Source organism: Paraniabella aurantiaca (genome assembly GCF_050309965.1).
Lineage (GTDB): Bacteria > Bacteroidota > Bacteroidia > Chitinophagales > Chitinophagaceae > Niabella.
In genome coordinates, this window is record NZ_JBLOSY010000001.1 from 2,651,864 (window position 1) to 2,669,752 (window position 17,889).

Annotated in this window: 19 protein-coding genes; 13 read left to right on the plus strand and 6 right to left on the minus strand. The window is 42.6% G+C overall.

Annotated elements, in window-relative coordinates; all coding sequences use genetic code 11:
* The first annotated feature begins 47 nt into the window (after positions 1-47).
* Positions 48-815, plus strand: a complete 768-nt coding sequence (locus ACLOAU_RS11550) for a hypothetical protein (protein WP_427862025.1) — start codon at positions 48-50, stop codon at positions 813-815.
* Between the two features lie 50 nt (positions 816-865).
* Here ACLOAU_RS11550 and mnmA read toward each other — a convergent pair whose 3' ends face one another.
* Complete coding sequence (mnmA, locus tag ACLOAU_RS11555) at positions 866-1,969, minus strand: tRNA 2-thiouridine(34) synthase MnmA (protein WP_427862026.1); 1,104 nt, start codon at positions 1,967-1,969, stop codon at positions 866-868.
* A gap of 226 nt (positions 1,970-2,195) precedes the next feature.
* Here mnmA and ACLOAU_RS11560 point away from each other — a divergent pair, with 226 nt between their 5' ends.
* A complete protein-coding gene (locus ACLOAU_RS11560; protein WP_427862027.1) occupies positions 2,196-2,636 on the plus strand; it encodes a single-stranded DNA-binding protein in 441 nt (146 codons plus the stop codon).
* Between the two features lie 74 nt (positions 2,637-2,710).
* Here ACLOAU_RS11560 and ACLOAU_RS11565 read toward each other — a convergent pair whose 3' ends face one another.
* On the minus strand, positions 2,711-2,881 hold the full coding sequence (locus tag ACLOAU_RS11565; RefSeq protein ID WP_114789573.1) for a lmo0937 family membrane protein: 171 nt from the start codon (positions 2,879-2,881) through the stop codon (positions 2,711-2,713).
* Positions 2,882-3,057: 176 nt separating this feature from the next.
* On the opposite strand from ACLOAU_RS11565, the gene ACLOAU_RS11570 reads away from it, so the two are divergent.
* From ACLOAU_RS11570 to ACLOAU_RS11585, 4 genes are all read left to right on the plus strand, one after another.
* Positions 3,058-4,143 (plus strand): Ldh family oxidoreductase, encoded by a 1,086-nt coding sequence (locus tag ACLOAU_RS11570; RefSeq protein WP_427862028.1) that lies wholly within the window; start codon positions 3,058-3,060, stop codon positions 4,141-4,143.
* A gap of 238 nt (positions 4,144-4,381) precedes the next feature.
* Complete coding sequence (locus ACLOAU_RS11575; RefSeq protein ID WP_427862029.1) at positions 4,382-5,704, plus strand: aspartate kinase; 1,323 nt, start codon at positions 4,382-4,384, stop codon at positions 5,702-5,704.
* Between the two features lie 105 nt (positions 5,705-5,809).
* Positions 5,810-6,517 (plus strand): alpha/beta fold hydrolase, encoded by a 708-nt coding sequence (locus ACLOAU_RS11580; protein WP_427862030.1) that lies wholly within the window; start codon positions 5,810-5,812, stop codon positions 6,515-6,517.
* 50 nt (positions 6,518-6,567) lie between these two features.
* Complete coding sequence (locus ACLOAU_RS11585; RefSeq protein ID WP_427862031.1) at positions 6,568-7,758, plus strand: carboxypeptidase-like regulatory domain-containing protein; 1,191 nt, start codon at positions 6,568-6,570, stop codon at positions 7,756-7,758.
* Here the strand turns inward: ACLOAU_RS11585 and ACLOAU_RS11590 are convergent.
* Positions 7,755-8,186, minus strand: coding sequence for a CBS domain-containing protein (locus ACLOAU_RS11590; RefSeq protein WP_427862032.1), 432 nt, complete (start codon positions 8,184-8,186; stop codon positions 7,755-7,757). The genes ACLOAU_RS11585 and ACLOAU_RS11590 overlap by 4 nt on opposite strands.
* 71 nt (positions 8,187-8,257) lie before the next feature.
* Positions 8,258-9,397 carry an aminofutalosine synthase MqnE gene (gene mqnE, locus ACLOAU_RS11595; protein WP_427862033.1) on the minus strand — a complete coding sequence of 380 codons (1,140 nt, stop codon included), beginning with the start codon at positions 9,395-9,397 and terminating at the stop codon, positions 8,258-8,260.
* A gap of 110 nt (positions 9,398-9,507) precedes the next feature.
* Between mqnE and ACLOAU_RS11600 the strand changes: the two genes are divergently transcribed.
* Positions 9,508-9,813, plus strand: a complete 306-nt coding sequence (locus tag ACLOAU_RS11600; RefSeq protein ID WP_427862034.1) for a hypothetical protein — start codon at positions 9,508-9,510, stop codon at positions 9,811-9,813.
* Here the strand turns inward: ACLOAU_RS11600 and ACLOAU_RS11605 are convergent.
* Positions 9,810-10,166 (minus strand): avidin-fold protein, encoded by a 357-nt coding sequence (locus tag ACLOAU_RS11605; RefSeq protein ID WP_427862035.1) that lies wholly within the window; start codon positions 10,164-10,166, stop codon positions 9,810-9,812. The two genes, ACLOAU_RS11600 and ACLOAU_RS11605, sit on opposite strands and share 4 nt — an antisense overlap.
* A 158-nt stretch (positions 10,167-10,324) precedes the next feature.
* Between ACLOAU_RS11605 and ACLOAU_RS11610 the strand changes: the two genes are divergently transcribed.
* Both ACLOAU_RS11610 and trxA read left to right on the plus strand, forming a co-directional pair.
* Positions 10,325-11,644, plus strand: coding sequence for a nucleoside permease (locus ACLOAU_RS11610; protein WP_427862036.1), 1,320 nt, complete (start codon positions 10,325-10,327; stop codon positions 11,642-11,644).
* A gap of 153 nt (positions 11,645-11,797) precedes the next feature.
* Entirely contained in the window at positions 11,798-12,118 is a 321-nt protein-coding gene (trxA, locus tag ACLOAU_RS11615) for a thioredoxin (RefSeq protein ID WP_427862037.1), read from the plus strand.
* Between the two features lie 45 nt (positions 12,119-12,163).
* Here the strand turns inward: trxA and ACLOAU_RS11620 are convergent, their stop codons facing one another.
* Positions 12,164-13,414: an S-adenosylmethionine:tRNA ribosyltransferase-isomerase gene (locus tag ACLOAU_RS11620; RefSeq protein ID WP_427862038.1), complete on the minus strand. Its 1,251-nt coding sequence runs from the start codon at positions 13,412-13,414 to the stop codon at positions 12,164-12,166.
* Between the two features lie 418 nt (positions 13,415-13,832).
* Between ACLOAU_RS11620 and mraZ the strand changes: the two genes are divergently transcribed.
* The 4 genes from mraZ to ACLOAU_RS11640 are packed head-to-tail and all read left to right on the plus strand — an operon-like array spanning position 13,833 to position 17,878.
* Complete coding sequence (gene mraZ, locus ACLOAU_RS11625; RefSeq protein ID WP_427862039.1) at positions 13,833-14,282, plus strand: division/cell wall cluster transcriptional repressor MraZ; 450 nt, start codon at positions 13,833-13,835, stop codon at positions 14,280-14,282.
* Between the two features lie 34 nt (positions 14,283-14,316).
* A complete protein-coding gene (gene rsmH / locus ACLOAU_RS11630; RefSeq protein ID WP_427862040.1) occupies positions 14,317-15,309 on the plus strand; it encodes a 16S rRNA (cytosine(1402)-N(4))-methyltransferase RsmH in 993 nt (330 codons plus the stop codon).
* Between the two features lie 58 nt (positions 15,310-15,367).
* Positions 15,368-15,706 (plus strand): FtsL-like putative cell division protein, encoded by a 339-nt coding sequence (locus ACLOAU_RS11635; RefSeq protein ID WP_427862041.1) that lies wholly within the window; start codon positions 15,368-15,370, stop codon positions 15,704-15,706.
* 39 nt (positions 15,707-15,745) lie between these two features.
* Positions 15,746-17,878, plus strand: coding sequence for a penicillin-binding protein (locus ACLOAU_RS11640; RefSeq protein ID WP_427862042.1), 2,133 nt, complete (start codon positions 15,746-15,748; stop codon positions 17,876-17,878).
* Positions 17,879-17,889 lie beyond the last annotated feature (11 nt).

Genomic DNA, 17,889 nt, shown 5'->3' on the forward strand with positions numbered 1-17,889 from the left:
TTATATGCCCGTTGTTATTACCCGAATCTAAAAAGCTTAATTCTTATATGAAAACGCAGTTCTTAAAATGTTTTTACTACCCATTTTTGTTGTCGCTTGCTTTTGCTTCCTGTGGTGATAAAAAAGAAGTTTTTGAAACTGAAAAACTATCAGAGTATCTACCCCTGCAAGTTGGTAAATATGTTACCTACCGGCTTGATTCTACTATATTTACTGTAAGTGGAACAAAATCTGAGGTGCATAAATACCAGGTAAAGCATACCGTGGTAAGTGAGATGTTGGATGAGGCTAAGAATAAAACCTATTTAATTCAACGGGCAATAAATAACGAAGCGGCAAGCAGCGCCTGGGCTAATAATGGCTCCTATTATATTACGCCGGGTGAGAAAAGTATTGATGTGATTGATAATAATTTGCGTGTTACGGTTTTACAAGCTCCTTTGAGAACTGATTTTAACTGGAGTGGAAACAGTAGGCTGCCATTCAATGCATATGAACAGCTATTTGATTTCAGCATAGTTGGTAAGGAAACAAATAAATGGAACTTTCGCTACGAAAGTGCGGGCAATTTTTCCTACGCAGGCCGCGATTACTCCAATGTGTGGACAGTAGTGCAACACAGCGATTCATTGAATATACCGCCTACACAAAATTCCGTTATCGGCTATAAAGAAGTGTCAACAGAAAAGTATGCAAAAGGAATAGGGCTGATTTTCAAGAATTTTCAGCTATACGAATATGAAGTAAGCAGCGGTTCGGCTGTACCTCAATATAAAGGTTTCGGAATTACACAATGGATGATTGCCCACAATTAATCAGCCAAGGCTTTGTTGATTCCGAAACTATATTCAGCCAATAAATGAACTTATAGAATAGCGCCCGATTGTATAATACCTCCGCCAATTACATCGTCTCCTTCGTAAAAAACAGCGCTTTGGCCTGGGGCAATACCTTTTACATTGTGGTAGAAGCTCACACGCATATTCGGGCCCTCCTGGTAAATATTGCTTAGAGCGCCACCGTCTTTGTAGCGGATTTTTGTAGTAGCTTCCATGCCGGGTGTTATCATGTCATATTTGATCATGTTAAGCTTACCCACTATCATTTCGTTCTTGTCCAGGTCTGTTTCATCACCCAGGGTTACCGTATTGTCAACCGGGTCTATTTTGGTTACGAAGGCTGGTTTGCCCAGTGCAATATCAAGTCCTTTGCGTTGACCAATCGTATAAAAGGGGTACCCTTTATGTTTGCCCAGGATTTTGCCATCCTTATCAATAAAGTTGCCACCGTTTACTTTATCTTCTAATCCGTCTACCCGGCGTTTCAGGAAGCCACGGTAGTCGTTATCCGGAACAAAGCATATTTCATAACTCTCACTTTTTTTAGCCAGCTCGGGATAGCCATAATCGATAGCCATCTGGCGGATTTCAGTTTTGTGATAACCGCCCAGAGGTAGTATAGTTCTGCTTAAAAGATCCTGCTGCAGTCCCCAGAGCACGTAGCTCTGATCTTTGGTATGGTCTACTGCTTTGCTGATCACATATCGCCCGTTATCATGCTGGCGGATCTTGGCATAATGACCGGTGGCTATAAATTCGCAGCCCAGTGCATCGGCCCGTTTCAATAATGCTCTCCATTTTATATGGGTATTGCAAAGCACGCAGGGATTGGGAGTGCGGCCGGCCAGGTATTCTTCCACAAAGTCATTCACCACAAAATCGCCAAATTCTTCACGTATGTCTAATATAAAGTGCGGGAAACCATGCTGAACCGCTGCCATCCGGGCATCATTAAAGCTGTCCACATTACAGCAGCCAGTTTCTTTTTTGCTGCCACCACTTTGGGCGTAATCCCATGTTTTCATGGTAATACCCACCACATCATAGCCTTCATGGTGTAGCATAAGGGCCACCACGGTACTATCAATACCGCCACTCATAGCCACCAGAACTTTCCCTTTTTTGCTCATTTTCTAAAAAAATTAAGGGGCAAAGATACGATTTTGATCAAATTTGTCCATGAACCACACCCTGCGTCCCCATATCTGTAAATCCCCGGTCTTGTTTAACACAAAAATGAATATTTTGTTTAGCGGCACAATTTTTAGGGTATTTTGATGTTTGTATCCTGATATTTGCTTTTTGTTCTTAAATTGCTTGTCCAATTTTTTTAAATATTAATTAAAACTGAGTAATATGATTAAAATGCAGGTTATTGGCCGCCTGGGGAAAGATTGTTTGGTAAATAATGTGAACGGCAGAAATGTGATCAATTTCACAGTGGCTCACTCGGAGCGATTTAAAGATAGCCAGGGAAACCAGCAGGAAAAAACAGTTTGGGTAGATTGCGCTTACTGGACCGACCGTACAGCAGTGGCACCCTACCTGGTAAAAGGCACACAGGTATTTGTAGAGGGACAGCCGGAGGTAAGAACTTTTACCAAGAGTGACGGCACAGCAGGAGCGGCTTTATCTATGCGGGTTAGAGAAGTACAATTACTGGGCAGCAAAGCAGATGGCGGGACGCCGGCGCAGCCTCAGTCTTCAGGTTATAGCTCAGCTCCATCTAATACAGCATCTTCCAACGCTTCGTCAGTAAATGACTTTAGCGAACCGGTAGATGATCTACCATTTTAAAAACGATCGTGAAATGCTTATTGCTCCGCAACTGCGGAGCAATTTTTTTGCATACTTATATGGAGTGTTTACTCCTAATCAAGGGGCTTTCTGCCCGAGATCAGGTTATACAGAATAACAATAATGGCAATCACCAATAGGATGTGCAACAGGTATCCGGTGCTGATTCCGGGCACTATATTCAGCATTCCTAACAACCATATAACAATACAAATAACTGCAACCAACCATAGGATACTTCTCATGACTTATTTATTTTAAAGGTTTATTATTAGTCAATAGCATATTCTATGCCCTTTTTGGCTTCTGTATATTTTTAAGGAAATGGGTGTATACCTGAAGATTCCGGCATGGTACTATTACATTTATCCGGACTTATGGTATTAGCCTCCGGTTCAGTATTTTATTGTTTCTTTGTTCGATGCAAACGCAAACATTTCGATACGATACACTATACAATTTTACTGTCGCTATTTTTAATAAAATGGGGTCCCAGCCTGAGGAATCTGAGTCGGCCGCTAAAGTATTACTGTCTGCGGATCTCCGAGGAGTAGACTCGCACGGTGTGGCCCGTTTAAGTGGTTATATAAGGCTTTGGGAGGCAGATCGGGTAAATGCAAAGCCCCAAATAAAAGTAGTGCATGAAACACCCTCAACAGCTGTTGTAGATGGCGATAGGGGGCTGGGACTGGTGGTGGCACCATTTGCCATGAAGATCGCCATAGAAAAAGCCCGCAATGTGGGTACGGGTTGGGTAAGTGTTCAAAACAGCAATCATTATGGTATTGCTGCAGTGCACGCCATGATGGCTTTAGAGCAGGATATGATCGGCATATCGATGACCAATGCCAGTCCGTTGGTGGCGCCTACATTTTCTACCGCCAAAATGCTGGGTACCAACCCTATTTGTGTGGCAGCGCCGGCAGGGGAACAACCCCCGTTTGTAATGGACCTGGCAACGACCACTGCCGCTAATGGCAAACTGGAAATTTTGCAGCGGAAGAACCAGGAAGCGCCTGATGGGTGGGTGCAGGATGCGGATGGTAACTCTACCAGGGATGCCAATATTCTAAAAAAAGGAGGGGCATTGCTGCCGCTGGGAGGCGACAGGGATCATGGAAGCCATAAGGGTTATGCACTGGGCGCGATGGTGGACATATTCTCTGCCTTATTAAGCGGGGCCAATTATGCCCCATGGGTACCGCCATTTCCTGCTTACGTGCCTATGCCTGCCAGACAGCCGGGCAAAGGGATCGGGCACTTTTTTGGAGCGATGCGGGTGGATGCCTTCAGGCCGGCAGCGGAGTTTAAAAAGGATATGGACGACTGGATCAACGGTTTCAGAACCGCAGCTACATTGCCGGGCCATGATAAAGTGCTGGTGCCCGGTGATCCGGAAAGGGAAACGGAACAGGACCGGAAGAAGAATGGTATTCCTTTGCTGCCCGCCGTTGTGGACGATTTGCAGCAGCTGGCTGCTAAAATGGGCGTAGATTGGATCGGCTAGATATTTTATGGATAGTATATTGCTGGCCCCGGTAATGCCAGATGTTTGTATGACAATGATTTTTGTAGGGTTAACTGGGTACTGGCGTATATTTGCAACCCAATTATCAAAAAGTTTTTTAATAACGATATTTCACAGAAATGAAACGCCGGATACAATGCTCATAAAAAGAGGATTTTGAAGCGTTACATTCGACAAAATTTATTGCGGCACCTTGCCGCAAACAAAAACTATACGAATGAAAGTAATGAAGTTTGGCGGCACTAGCGTTGGTAAGCCCGAACGCATGAAGCATATTGCTTCGCTGCTGCAAAAAGAAACCGAACCTGCTTTGGTAGTGCTGTCCGCACTATCCGGAACCACCAATGCCCTGGTATCCATTGGTAACCATATTGCGGCTAATGACAGGCATTCTGCCCTGCAAACGATAACTACGCTGCAGGAGCATTATTACAATTTTATAAAAGAACTGTTGCAATCGGAAACCACCTACAATAAAGCAAAAGCGATTGTAGATGAGCATTTCGATTTTTTGAATATCATCCTGAAAATATCTTTCAGTGAGGCTTTGAGTAAAGACATCCTGGCTCAGGGCGAGTTATTGTCTACCAAGATATTTTCCTGCTACCTGGAAGAAATAGGGGAGTCCTTTGCTTTATTGCCTGCGCTGGAATTCATGAGCATTGATGAAAACGAAGAGCCGCAAATCGGTTCTATTCGTACAAGACTAACTCAATTGATTAACCAGAATAAGGATAAAAAAGTTTTGGTTACCCAGGGTTATATCTGCCGCAACGTAAGAGGAGAGGTAGATAACTTAAAGCGTGGCGGTAGCGATTATACAGCTTCGCTGGTTGCAGCGGCTATTAATGCTTCTGTATGTGAGATCTGGACTGACATTGATGGTATGCATAATAACGACCCGCGCATCGTTAATAAAACGGTGCCGGTTGAGCAATTGAGCTTTGATGAAGCAGCTGAACTGGCTTATTTTGGTGCGAAGATATTACACCCCGCTTCTATATGGCCGGCACAGCAGTACAAAATTCCGGTGAAGTTGTTAAACACCATGGAGCCTGATGCAAAAGGTACATTAATCACGCAGGAAGCAGCAGCAGCCGGTGTAAAAGCTGTAGCCGCTAAGGATAATATTATTGCCATTAAGGTAAAAAGTGGCCGTATGTTGTTGGCCTACGGGTTTTTGAGAAAAATATTTGAGGTGTTTGAAAAATACAAAACACCAATCGATATGATCACCACTTCAGAAGTAGCGGTATCGCTTACGATCGATAACCCTGAGTTCCTGAAATCAATTATTAAAGAACTGGAAGTATTGGGCACTGTTGAGGTAGATGAGGGACAGGCGATTATTTCAGTAGTAGGGCATAACATTAACGAAACGGAAGAAATAATAAAAAAACTGTTTGGCTCTATCAGGAGCATACCTATTCGTATGGTATCCTATGGTGGCAGCAGGCATAATATTTCTTTGCTGGTTGCCGCAGAGCATAAAACCCAATTATTGCAGCAACTTAATAAAGGTATGTTTGGGTTAAACTAAAAGCCGAAACGATTGCGGGATATGTTTTAATTGTGCGGGGATGATCCCCGCACTTTTGTTTTATGCGGTATGTTTTATAAATTGAGACCAATAAAACATAAGAATGTGAATTGGTTGCACAATATTTTCAAAAGAAAAAAACGGGAACTGCCTAAAAGAAAAATCTATTGCATTCCGGGTTTTGGAGCCGATGATAAAATTTTTACTAACCTCAGTATCGACAACGCAGAATTGGTTTTCATCAACTGGCTCAAACCTATGCCTAAAGAAGTGTACAAAGATTATGTGTTACGAATGGCTGAAAAGATACGGGAACCTGATCCTGTTATTATCGGTGTTTCTTTTGGAGGTATGGTAGCCCTGGAGATAGCTAAAATACGGCCCGTGAAACAGGTGATACTGGTATCCAGCATCAAAAATACAGATGAGCTTCCCCGTAAATGGAGGCTGATAGGCCGGCTGAGACTGAATCATATTTTTCCCATCAAAAGAATACAGGCCAACGAGCGTTTTTTTGCAATGGCTAATAAGCGGGTGGGAGCTTTTACCAGGGAAGAGCAGGACTTTGCCAATAATTACCGGCGAATTATCGACAAAGATTATATGATCTGGGCATTGAACCAGATCCTGAATTGGCGTAATGTGGACGTGCCTGCTAATGTCATACACATTCATGGTGATGCGGATCTCATTTTTCCAATAAAGCCGTTAAAACCCACGCATGTGATCAAAGGGGGCACTCATATGATGATAGTGAACCGTGCTAAAGAAATAAGCGCTATTATCAATGAAGTGCTGAAAGACGTCAAATAATATCTACGAGTTTTTCGTAGATAGTCTGCGAAATCGTATATATTTATCCTGTGAAACTCTTTTTGACTATTAGTTTGGTCCTGTTGGCAATGATTGCCCCCGCTCAAAACAGGCTACAGGGACATGTGGTAGATGGTGAAACGAATATGCCGGTAGCCGGAAGTTCAGTATTCATTACCAATACTTCGCTGGCCAGCATAACCAATAAAGAGGGCTATTTTGAAATAGCCGATATCCCCGCAGGAATATACAAGCTCATTATCACGCACGTGGGGTTTGAAACCGTTACGTATGATTTTTCTACAGAAAAAATGCCGGGAAAGCTGAAGGTGGTAGTAAAACCAAAGGTGTTAGCGATGGAAACTGTAGTGGTGGGCGGCTATGTGAAAGAAACCTGGGAAAAATGGGGTAAAACTTTTACAGATTACTTTATTGGCCTTTCCAATAACTCCACGAAGACGGTTATTAAAAACCATAAAACACTTAGGTTTCGTTTTTATCAGAAATTGAATAAGCTGGAAGTAGTTGCCAATGAGCCTATCATCATTGAGAACAAAGGCCTGGGGTATAAACTGGCTTATCAGCTCGAGCATTTTGAGATTAACTTTAAAGACAGAACTAATTTTTTTGCAGGTCATATTTTGTTTACGGATATGAAGGGCAGTAACCGGCAGGTGAGGAACTGGGAGGAAAACAGGCGTGAAGCTTATACCGGGTCTATGATGCACTTTTTCCGATCGGTTTACGAGGGGAATAGTCTCGACCAGGGCTTTGAAATAAGGCGGGTGAAAAAGCTTCGCAATATAGAAAAGGATAGAATAAAAGCATTGTACCGGCTCAACCCCGATCATCGTTTTAGCGACTCTTCGGAATATTACCAGAGAATATTATCTCAACAAGATTTTACTTATGAATATGGCACTACACTGGCAGTAGATAGCATCCGCATTGTAGAGGATGGACAAAAGTTTATTTATTGGTCCGATTACCTGCAGATAGTAAACAAGCATAAAATAGAAGAGCAAGGCTATCTCGATCATCACATGGAACGTAGGTCCCGCTACCCGGCGCGATCATTAATTACGCTGCAAAACGAACCTGCGTTGCTATTGGATGCTAATGGCAACTGGTATCCTGCCCGGGGATTATTGTCCGAGTGGTACTGGGGATGGAGTGAAAAGGTAGGCGACCTGTTGCCGCTTAATTACGGGCCCTCAAAAACAATTGCCGGCAAACCTTAGCCCTGTATATAATTCTGTAATTGGCTGATGGTTTCTTTTTGTTGAAGAATAGTTTCTGTAACCACATCGCTGATGGAGATGATGCCGGATAAATGGTCTCCGTCAAAAACCGGTAAGTACCGGATGTTTTTGTTCGACATCAGTTGCATACACAGCTCTACGGTATCGTCGGGTTTTATGGTAGGTAAATCAGTAGACATAATTTCACCCACGGTTACCTCGTCCGAATGACGTCCTTCCAGTATTACTTTTCTGGAATAATCTCTTTCTGTTAATATACCAGCGTATTTACCTTCATTATCCAATACAACCAGCGAGCCGATGTTTTTATCAGACATGATCTTTAATGCCTCGTAAACTTTGGTGTCTTTTTGCACAGAAACCGCATTGTTTCCTTTCCTGGCAAGAATGGTGGATACTTTGCCCATAGTAGAATTGATTTAAGTATAGCAATATACCAAAAAAAACGCACACTACAAACGAGTTTCCGGAGCGAGGGTTAAGCCGTTTCGGCTATTTCAACTGTTCCGTAATCCTTAATCACATTATATAAAGTACCTCTTTCTACCGGTCTTCTACGTGCCTGTTTAATCAGTACAACTAACTCTTCAGTACTCATGGATGGCGTTTGCTCTTCAGAGCCCGCCATAGAATAGATTTTGGTCGTATCATCAATAGTTCCGTCAATATCATTTACGCCAAATGACAGTGATAGCTGTGCGTTTTGTCTGCCCAGCATCGGCCAATAGGCTTTGATATGTGGGAAATTGTCTAAGAAAATACGTGCTATGGCATACATCTTCATATCTTCTATAAGGGACGATTCTGCCACATGGCTCATATCATTGTCGCCATTTCTGAATTTAAGTGGAATAAAGGTATTGAAACCGTTGGTTTGATCCTGCAGGTCGCGAAGCCTGCTCATGTGATCGATGCGGTGCTCATATTTTTCAATATGACCAAAAAGCATGGTGGCATTGGATTGCATGCCCAGCTCGTGTGCGGTCTGGTGAATATGTAACCAGCCTGTTCCATCAATTTTATCAGCACAAATTTGTTCTCTTACTTCTGGTGCAAAGATTTCTGCACCGCCGCCGGGCAAACTTTCCAGTCCGGCATCTTTCAGGTATTGCATGCCTTCCTGTACGGTTTTTTTGGCTTTGCGGAACATGTAGTCCAGTTCCACTGCAGTAAAACCTTTAATATGCAGTTCAGGGCGATGTGCTTTGATGTTGCGCAGCAATTCGGCGAAAAATTCGAGGTTCATTTTGGGATGAACGCCTCCTACAATATGCACTTCTGTTACCGGGTCGTTATCATATTTCTTTACGATATCCATCATTTGCTGCAGCGATAGTTCCCAGGCCTCATCGCGATGCGCATACAAACGGCTATAGCTACAAAAATGACAGGAATAGACACAGGCATTGGTAGGTTCAATATGAAAGTTCCTGTTGAAATAAGTGGTATCGCCATGCTTTTGCTCGCGTACATAGTTAGCCAAAGCGCCTACGAAAGCCAGGCTGGCATGCTCAAAAAGATACAAACCATCTGCATCACTGATTCTTTGTCCGTTATATACTTTGTCGGCAATTTTTTGAAGTGCACTATCAACGTTTTGTAGGGTATTCGCGATCATCTGCTAAATTAAATGAGGTGCAAAGATAAAACGGATTTTAGGTTGAAAGGTTCAAAATTGTTAGTTTAAATAGAAAATGTAGATTTGTTGAGGGCTAATACTTAAAGTTAATGACATCTTTGCTCTCCTGGTTACTGGTTCTTTATACGCCGCTTGGTGTACTCCAGCTATTTCTTTATAGCCGGAAACCTGGTCAATTGATCTTATACAAACGATTATTGGTTATAGTATTTTTTGTTGTGGCAGAAATGCTAGCGACAGGTTATGTTTCCAGCTTGTTTTTTGATATGATTCGCCATAAGGGCTTAAGATGTGCTAATGGTGTGGTGGGTTTATGGGCATTGTCCTCCGGTGCAATGGCATTGGGTTTAACGCTTTTAAGCCGTAACACTTCTATTAAACCGAATCTTAGTTAAATCTCTTCAATTACTGAGGTGCCGGCGGATCGGTCACCGGATGTCCACTGCCAGGTTTCGTGCAGCCTGATTTTACCATTAGGTAGTATTTCGGGCACAGAAGAGCAAATCCCTGTCATTAGCTCGTCCTGGTGGTTTACCTGGTGATAGCGCATGTTTATTTTACCGTTTTCATCCACCAGTCCTATCAAATGTCCCGATTTTATTTTGCCACCGCTATAGCTGGCCGTAAGAATATTGCCCTTTTGAACATAATGAAATAGGGTCTCGGCGGAGGTTTCTCCGTTTTCAGTATTGCTGACAGGTTTAAATGTTTTGTTGTTGTAATTGATCATAATAAATAAAAATAGCATAAATGGCGAGCCCGGGTTATTTGTTATTATTTTTATTTAGATTCGTTGGGTTGTTAAATAACATCACTGAACTATAATCCGGGCGTTCAAAGGATTTCTTTGAAGTGGTAAACCCGGCGAACAATAATACTATCGCGCCGGTTAAATAAAAATATTTTATGTCGATAAAATTTAAACTAACTGTATTAAGCTTTTTCCAGTTTTTTGTTTGGGGGGCATGGTTAACCACTTTAGGTTCTTATGGCTTCGGGTTTAAGGGATGGACGGGACAGGAGTTTGGTGTGGTATTTATGACCCTGGGCCTGGGCTCGCTGATTATGCCGGCGCTTATTGGAATTATTGCCGACAGGTGGATGAACGGCGAAAGATTATACGCGTTGATGCATATTCTATATGGCATCACGCTTTTTATTTTGCCGGCACTTGATGCACCATCTTCGTTTTTCTGGATCTTGTTATTAAGTATGTGTTTTTACATGCCCACCATTGCGCTGTCCAATGCGCTCTCATACCGCATACTGATAGATAATCAACTGGATGTTATCAAAGTTTTTCCGCCCATACGTGTTTGGGGAACCGTAGGCTTTATTGCGGCTATGTGGATCACGAACCTGGTGAGCGACCCTCAGTCGCCGCTCGACGCGGGAAAAGTCCTGGGCCAAAAAATAAGCGCCATCACTGGTCATGCTGTTAATGCCAACCAGTTTTATATTGCCGGGGTGTTTGCTGTGCTTTTGGGATTATACGCGCTCACGCTTCCTAAATGTCCGCCTGAAAATAAAAGCAAAGGATCCACATCGTGGGCGGAAAAGCTGGGGTTGAATGCTTTTAAGTTATTGGGCAATTACAAAATGCTGATCTTTTTCCTGTTTTCGATGTTTTTGGGCGCGGCTTTGCAACTGACCAATATGTATGGGGATACTTATTTAAAAGATTTTGAGAACATTCCTCAATATGCTGATTCGTTTGTGGTGCGTTATTCTACCATGATCATCTCTATATCGCAGATATCGGAAACATTGTTTATACTGGCTATTCCTTTTTTTATGAAGAAGTTTGGTATAAAGAAGGTGATGCTGATATCGATGTTTGCCTGGGTGCTGCGGTTTGGCCTGTTTTCATACGGCAATCCTGAAGGATTTTTCTGGATGATTGTACTTTCGAATATCGTATATGGTATGGCATTCGATTTCTTTAATATTTCGGGTTCTTTGTTCGTGGAAACCTCTACCGACAAGGAGATCCGGTCTTCTGCCCAGGGGCTTTTTATGATGATGACCAATGGTTTTGGGTCCATTATGGGCAGTTTACTGAGTGGCTGGATGATCGATAAATTTTATTTATTGCCCGACGGTACGAAAGACTGGCCGGGCATTTGGATGGTATTTGCTGTTTATGCCCTGGTTGTAGCCATATTTTTTGCCCTTTTATTCAGGCATAAGCACAATCCTGCCGAACTGCAATCGATAAGTCATTAAATAAAATCAGTCAACCGATAGAATGACAGTCCGCAAACGGGCAATTGACATTTTCTGCACAACAAAATGCCACAATTGCTGTTATTTAGTTTTAGGAGCTAAATTTGTTACCTGCTTAACATTAAATAATTAAAAACTTTTAAAACTATCATAATGGCAAAAGAATTTAACGACGCAAACTTCCAGGCGGAGGTTTTGGATTCAGATAAATTAACTGTAGTGGATTTTTGGGCAGAGTGGTGTGGACCTTGCCGCGCTATCGGTCCGGTAATTGAAGAATTATCAAAAGAATACGATGGGAAAGTGAATATTGGTAAAGTAAATGTGGATGTAAATCCGCAGGTTTCAATGGATTACGGTATTACATCTATTCCTGCAATTTTATTTATAAAAAATGGCCAGGTAGTAGATAAACTGGTAGGTGCACAACCAAAAGGTAATTTTGTGAAAAAAATTGAATCGCACCTGAACTAAGTTTCTTTAGTTTTGTTTTATTGATTTTTAAGAGCCCCGCCTGTACTACAGGTGGGGCTTTTTATGATGATCATCACTCCATAGTAAACTTCCATCCCCGTAACTTAAGAACCTGAAATCGTTTTGCAGCGCATAATCATATACTTTTTTCCAGTTATCTCCAATAAGGGCTGCCACCAGTAAAAGAAGAGTAGAAGAGGGCTGATGAAAATTGGTCACTAATCCGTCAATCATTTTAAAAGCATAGCCGGGCGCAATGATGATCTGCGTTTTAGCGATCAACCGGTTGTTTCCTGTTTGTGACAAATACTCCAGCAAGGTCTTCAGCGCTTCTGTTTTTAAAGGAAGATTTGCGTGCTCATAAGCTTCCCATTGACTTAAAAAAGGTATTTCATGCTCAAATGCATGCGGATTAGCCATGAGACGGACGCCCAGCCAGTAAAGGCTTTCCAGTGTTCTTAGGGAAGTGGTGCCTACGGCAACCAGGGGTTTGCTATCCTGGTCAATCAGTTGCTCGATCAGCTCTTTTTCTACTTCAATAAACTCAGAATGCATATCGTGTTCCTGCATCGTTGCTGCTTTTACCGGCCTGAAAGTGCCTGCACCCACATGCAGGGTTACAAAACCGGTATCAATATTTTTTTGCCCGAGTGATGACAATACATTTTCAGTAAAATGCAATCCCGCAGTAGGTGCAGCTACTGATCCGTCGTGCCTCGCAAAAACAGTCTGGTAGCGGCTTTTATCGGCTGTTTCATCCTGTCTTTTGATATAGGGAGGCAGCGGTACATGCCCGGCATAATGCAGTACTTCAGCAAAGCTGAAATCGCCACTCCATTTCAGTTCAATTACAAAACAATCACTTCTTTTTTCAATGAGACCGGCTTCCAGTGTAAAAGTCAACGCGCCGGCTTCGAAGGGGAGGTTAAGTATTTGCCCGTTTTTCCATTTGGAGGCGCCGCCGACTAAACAAAGCCATTGTACACTACCGGTTTGGTTCATGGCCGTCGTAATGTCTGCATACATTTCATGTGGCTGCAGGCAGAAAACTTCAATAACGCTTCCGGTATCTTTTTTAAATAACAACCTGGCTTCTACCACCTTGGTATTATTAAAGATCATCAGGGTTTCGGTTGGTATATGCGAGGCTATATTCCGGTAAATATCCGTCTGTATTTCCTGGTCCTTAAAAACGAGCAGCCGGGCATCGTCCCGGTTGTTCAATGGATGAAACGCTATTTTTTCTTCAGGGAGGTTGTATGTAAAATCCTTTATTGAAAGATGCTTTGGATGCATGTTGTTTGTTTATTAAGTAGCCTGTTTGTCCGCTGTCCTGCTTTTTACCTGCTAAAAAGCAAATATCGAGTGTTTTGAGACGATAAAAGTATGTGTTGTATAAAATTAAGGCCTGCAGCAAAACTGCAATTACCTCTATAGAAGCAGCAAATTTCCTTCTTTTGAACGGGAAATGCACTTTGCTAACATCTAAACGCAGCAAATTTTTCACCTTTCCACTTTTTGTGCCCTGTAATCCACATTATATTCACACTTGTTTTTTGAGTTGAAGCCAAAAAATGGGTGAAACGCTGTGCAGTAAAGGGTTTTGGCCGAATTTGATTTGTGGATAAATCAAAAATGCTAAAATTTGGTAGGTAAGTGGGAAAAAGTGTTACTTTGTGTTAGTTTAGTGCATTAAATAACAGTTATTTCATTTATGACAGGCTTCCTCGGAGAATTTGAGGCTACGGTTGACGCCAAAGGCCGCTTTCTTTTACCAGCTGGGTTTAAAAAACAGCTGGCGGAAGGAGATGGGGATAAGTTTGTCATTAACAGGGGGTTTGAAAAATGCCTCAGTCTGTACCCACTCAGTTCCTGGAAACCTATTGCTGAAAAAGTAAATGCGCTGAATGATTTTGATCCGAAGGTTCGTCAATTTAAGCGTTACTTTTTAAACGGTGCCACCATGGTGGAGCCCGATAGTGCCGGCAGATTGTTGCTGCCTCCAACCTTGAAGGAGTATGCAGCGCTTCAAAAAGATATTGTGCTGGTGCCGGCTGGTAATAAGATGGAGATCTGGGATAGTGCTAAATACAAAGAGTTCTTTGATTCTTTCTCACCGGAGTCATTTAGTGACCTGGCAAGCCTGGTAATGGGTGGAATATAGGTTTAATGGTTCATAAGTTTAAAAGTTGAAAAGTATGGCGAACAAAAAACGGAATAGTCGGAAAGAGAACTCCCCGTTAACGAGTCAACCAGTCAACTTATCCACTAATCAACCAGCCAACCAGTCAACCGGCTACCACGTTCCTGTTCTTTTACATGAAACAATAGAAGGATTAGCTATAAGACCTGATGGTGTTTATGTAGACTGCACATTTGGTGGCGGCGGGCATTCCGCAGCAATACTGGCGCAGTTGAATGAAAACGGGAAGCTGTATGTTTTTGACCAGGATGAAGATGCCGCTAAGAACGTGCCCGATGATAAAAGGGTTGTTTTTATACAGCAGAACTTCAGGCATATACAACGCTTTTTGCGATTGCAGGATGTAGCCAAAGTAGATGGCATTTTAGCAGATTTGGGTGTGAGCAGTCACCAGTTTGATGAAGCAGATCGTGGGTTCAGCATCCGTTTTAATGCAGATATGGATATGCGGATGGACAGGAGACAATCGGTGACGGCATTTGAGGTACTTCAGCAATATGGCGAAACTCAATTGCATAAGTTATTTGAACAATATGGAGAAGTGACCAACGCAAAAACACTGGCCAAAACAATTGTGTCGGTTCGTAGTGTAGTATCACTTAAAACAATAGATGGATTTAAGAATGCAGTAAGAGATGTGGTAAAGGGGAATCCGAATAAATACTTTGCGCAGGTGTTTCAGGCATTGCGCATGGAAGTAAATGAAGAGATACAGGTGTTGAAAGAAATGTTGGAACAATCAGTATCCTTATTAAACCCCGGAGGAAGAATTGCGATCATCACGTTTCACTCGATAGAAGACAGGGTGGTGAAGAATTTTTTCAGGGAAGGAAGTTTTGAAGAAATAGAAGAGAATCCGTTTATAAATACACAAAGACAGGAAATATTTAAGGTGATAACCCGTAAGCCGGTCACGGCCGGGCAGGATGAGTTGAAGAATAATTCGAGATCGAGGAGTGCTAAGTTGCGGGTAGCCGAACGTCTGTAGCGCCTTTTCAGGTATTGGCAGAATGTAAGTTGATCAGTAAACCCATAAAACATTTGGTATGAAAGAAGGGCAGGTGAAGTTTAATTGGAAGAAATGGTTGAATTATCAATCCATTGTACAGCAGGTGCCTTTTCTTTTCTTTCTGGCTTTTTTAGCAGTGGTTTATATATATAACGGTCACATGGCAGATAAAACCGTTCGCAAAATAAATGCAATGGCCAAAGAAGTGAAGGAGTTGCAGTGGGAATATAAAAGCCTGAAAAGTGAAGTTATGTTTCGCAGTAAGCCGAGCCAGTTGTCGAAAGCTTTGCAGCCACTGGGTTTGAGCGAATTGAATGAGACACCGTATGTACTTAAAGACTCGTTGGAAGATTACCTGGCGGGCGTTCAGGAATAAATAGTTGAATACCATTCTTCATCAGGAAGTAGAAATAATATGGAGGTTAAAAAGGATATATTATGGCGCGTGTATCTATGCTTTATCGGCATAGTAGTGCTTTCTGTAATGGTTCTGGGAAAAGCGGTAGTGATCCAGAAGCTGCAGGGAGAGCATTGGAGAAGCATGAGCGATAGTATGCACCAGAAGATTGTAGAAATTAATGCCGACAGGGGTACGATTTTTAGTGAAGATGGCCAGATGTTGAGCACTTCGCTTCCGCAGTTTGATATATACATGGATTTCAAAGCCGATGGCTTAAGAGATAAAGGGGGTAAGGTATACAACACTTATATCGACTCTTTTGCCATAGCTATGGCCGGGTATTTCAAAGATAAAACTGCGAAAGAATACAGGGCTGAATTTGATAAAGCCTACGCAAAAGGAAACAGGTATTACTCCCTCAAGAAAAAAATATCCTTTGAAGATTATAAGGCTTTGAGAGAATTTCCATTGATCAGCCTGGGTAAGAATAAGAGTGGTATTGTAGTAGAGCAAACCAGTAAGCGTATTGCGCCATTTGGTTTGCTGGCTAACAGAACCATTGGTTTAAGTCGGGAGTATGTTAATAGCGACGGTAAAGTGAGGAAGATGAATGTGGGACTGGAGATGAGCTACGATAGCTTGTTGAACGGACGCAGCGGCCAGCGCCTGGTACGTTACGCGTCGGGTGGTGCAGTGCCGGTGCAGGGTTTTGAGGTAGAGCCTGAAGATGGGAAAGATATTTATACTACACTGGACATCAACATGCAGGATGTAGCGGAAACGGCACTGCTGCGTATGCTGCAATCCATACACGCAGAATATGGTACTGCTATTGTAATGGAAACAAAAACCGGGAAGATAAAAGCAATAGCCAACCTGGGACGCAATGGTCAGGATACAACCTATTGGGAAAACGATAACTACGCTTTAAGGGTTACAGAGCCGGGCTCAACTATTAAGATCGTTAGTTTCCTGGCTTCGCTGGACAAAGGAAATGTAAAGCCGGGGGATTTGTTTGAAGTAGGCAGCACCGGACGTATGCAGGTAGGGCCTCGTCCTATTACAGATGCGCACCGCATGCCTAAACCTGTGTTGTCTATAGAAGAATGTATCGCCCACAGTTCTAATGTGGGAATGGGTCGTGTTGCGTTGAAAGCCTTTGGCAAAGAGCCCACAGAGTTTAAAGAGTATCTTGATAAATATCATCTTACCAAAAAATCGCCTATCGACTTGTCAGCTATTCCCCGCCCAAGTGTTGCTCCGTTAGAAGCCAGCCATGGGGGTGTGATGAACCTGGTAACGATGGCATTTGGATACGCGATTCAGGTTAGTCCTATGCAGCTGCTTACTTTATATAATGCAATAGGTAACAACGGTGTGATGATGAGTCCGTACCTGGTAAACAGCATTCGAAATAACGGGGTTGTTATTAAGCAAACGCAACCTACCGTCTTAGAGCAACAAATATGTAAGCCGGCTACATTGGAAGCTGCAAAAAGAGCATTGGAGCTGGTTATAACAGAAGGTTCCGGCAAGGGAGTTTTTAAAGACATGCCTTTCCTGGTGGCGGGTAAAACAGGAACAGCCCAGGTAGCTGATCGGGGTATCGGATATGCCAATAGAATTTACCAGGCTTCATTTGCAGGTTACTTTCCGGCTAACAATCCGCAGTACTCCTGTATCGTAGTGATCAGAACCAAGGCCGGTTCAGGCTTGTATTATGGAGGCCAATTGGCAGCTCCTGTGTTCAGGGAAATTGCAACCAAGATCTATTCTATGTATGTAGATCGTAAAACGCCTAAGATGTATGAAGGTGCTGCAGACAGCACCAGTTACTTCTACGCTGGCAGCTCCACTGGTATCAAAAATGTGCTTGGCTTTTTAGATATGAGGTATGTAGATTCGCTACAGCAAAATAGCTGGGCTACCATGTATGCTACCAATTATAAAAGGATTTTACAAACAAATGTGGTAAAGGATAATCTGATGCCGAATGTAAGGGGCATGGGGTTGAGAGATGCGATTAAGTTGTTGGAAGATATGGGGCTCAGGGTAAATGCAAGAGGTAGCGGTAAGGTGGCTGTTCAATCTATTCAGCCAGGTGCGCCATTTAGAAAAGGACAGGCAATCGTATTAAGCCTGGCCTAGTTTAGGAAGAC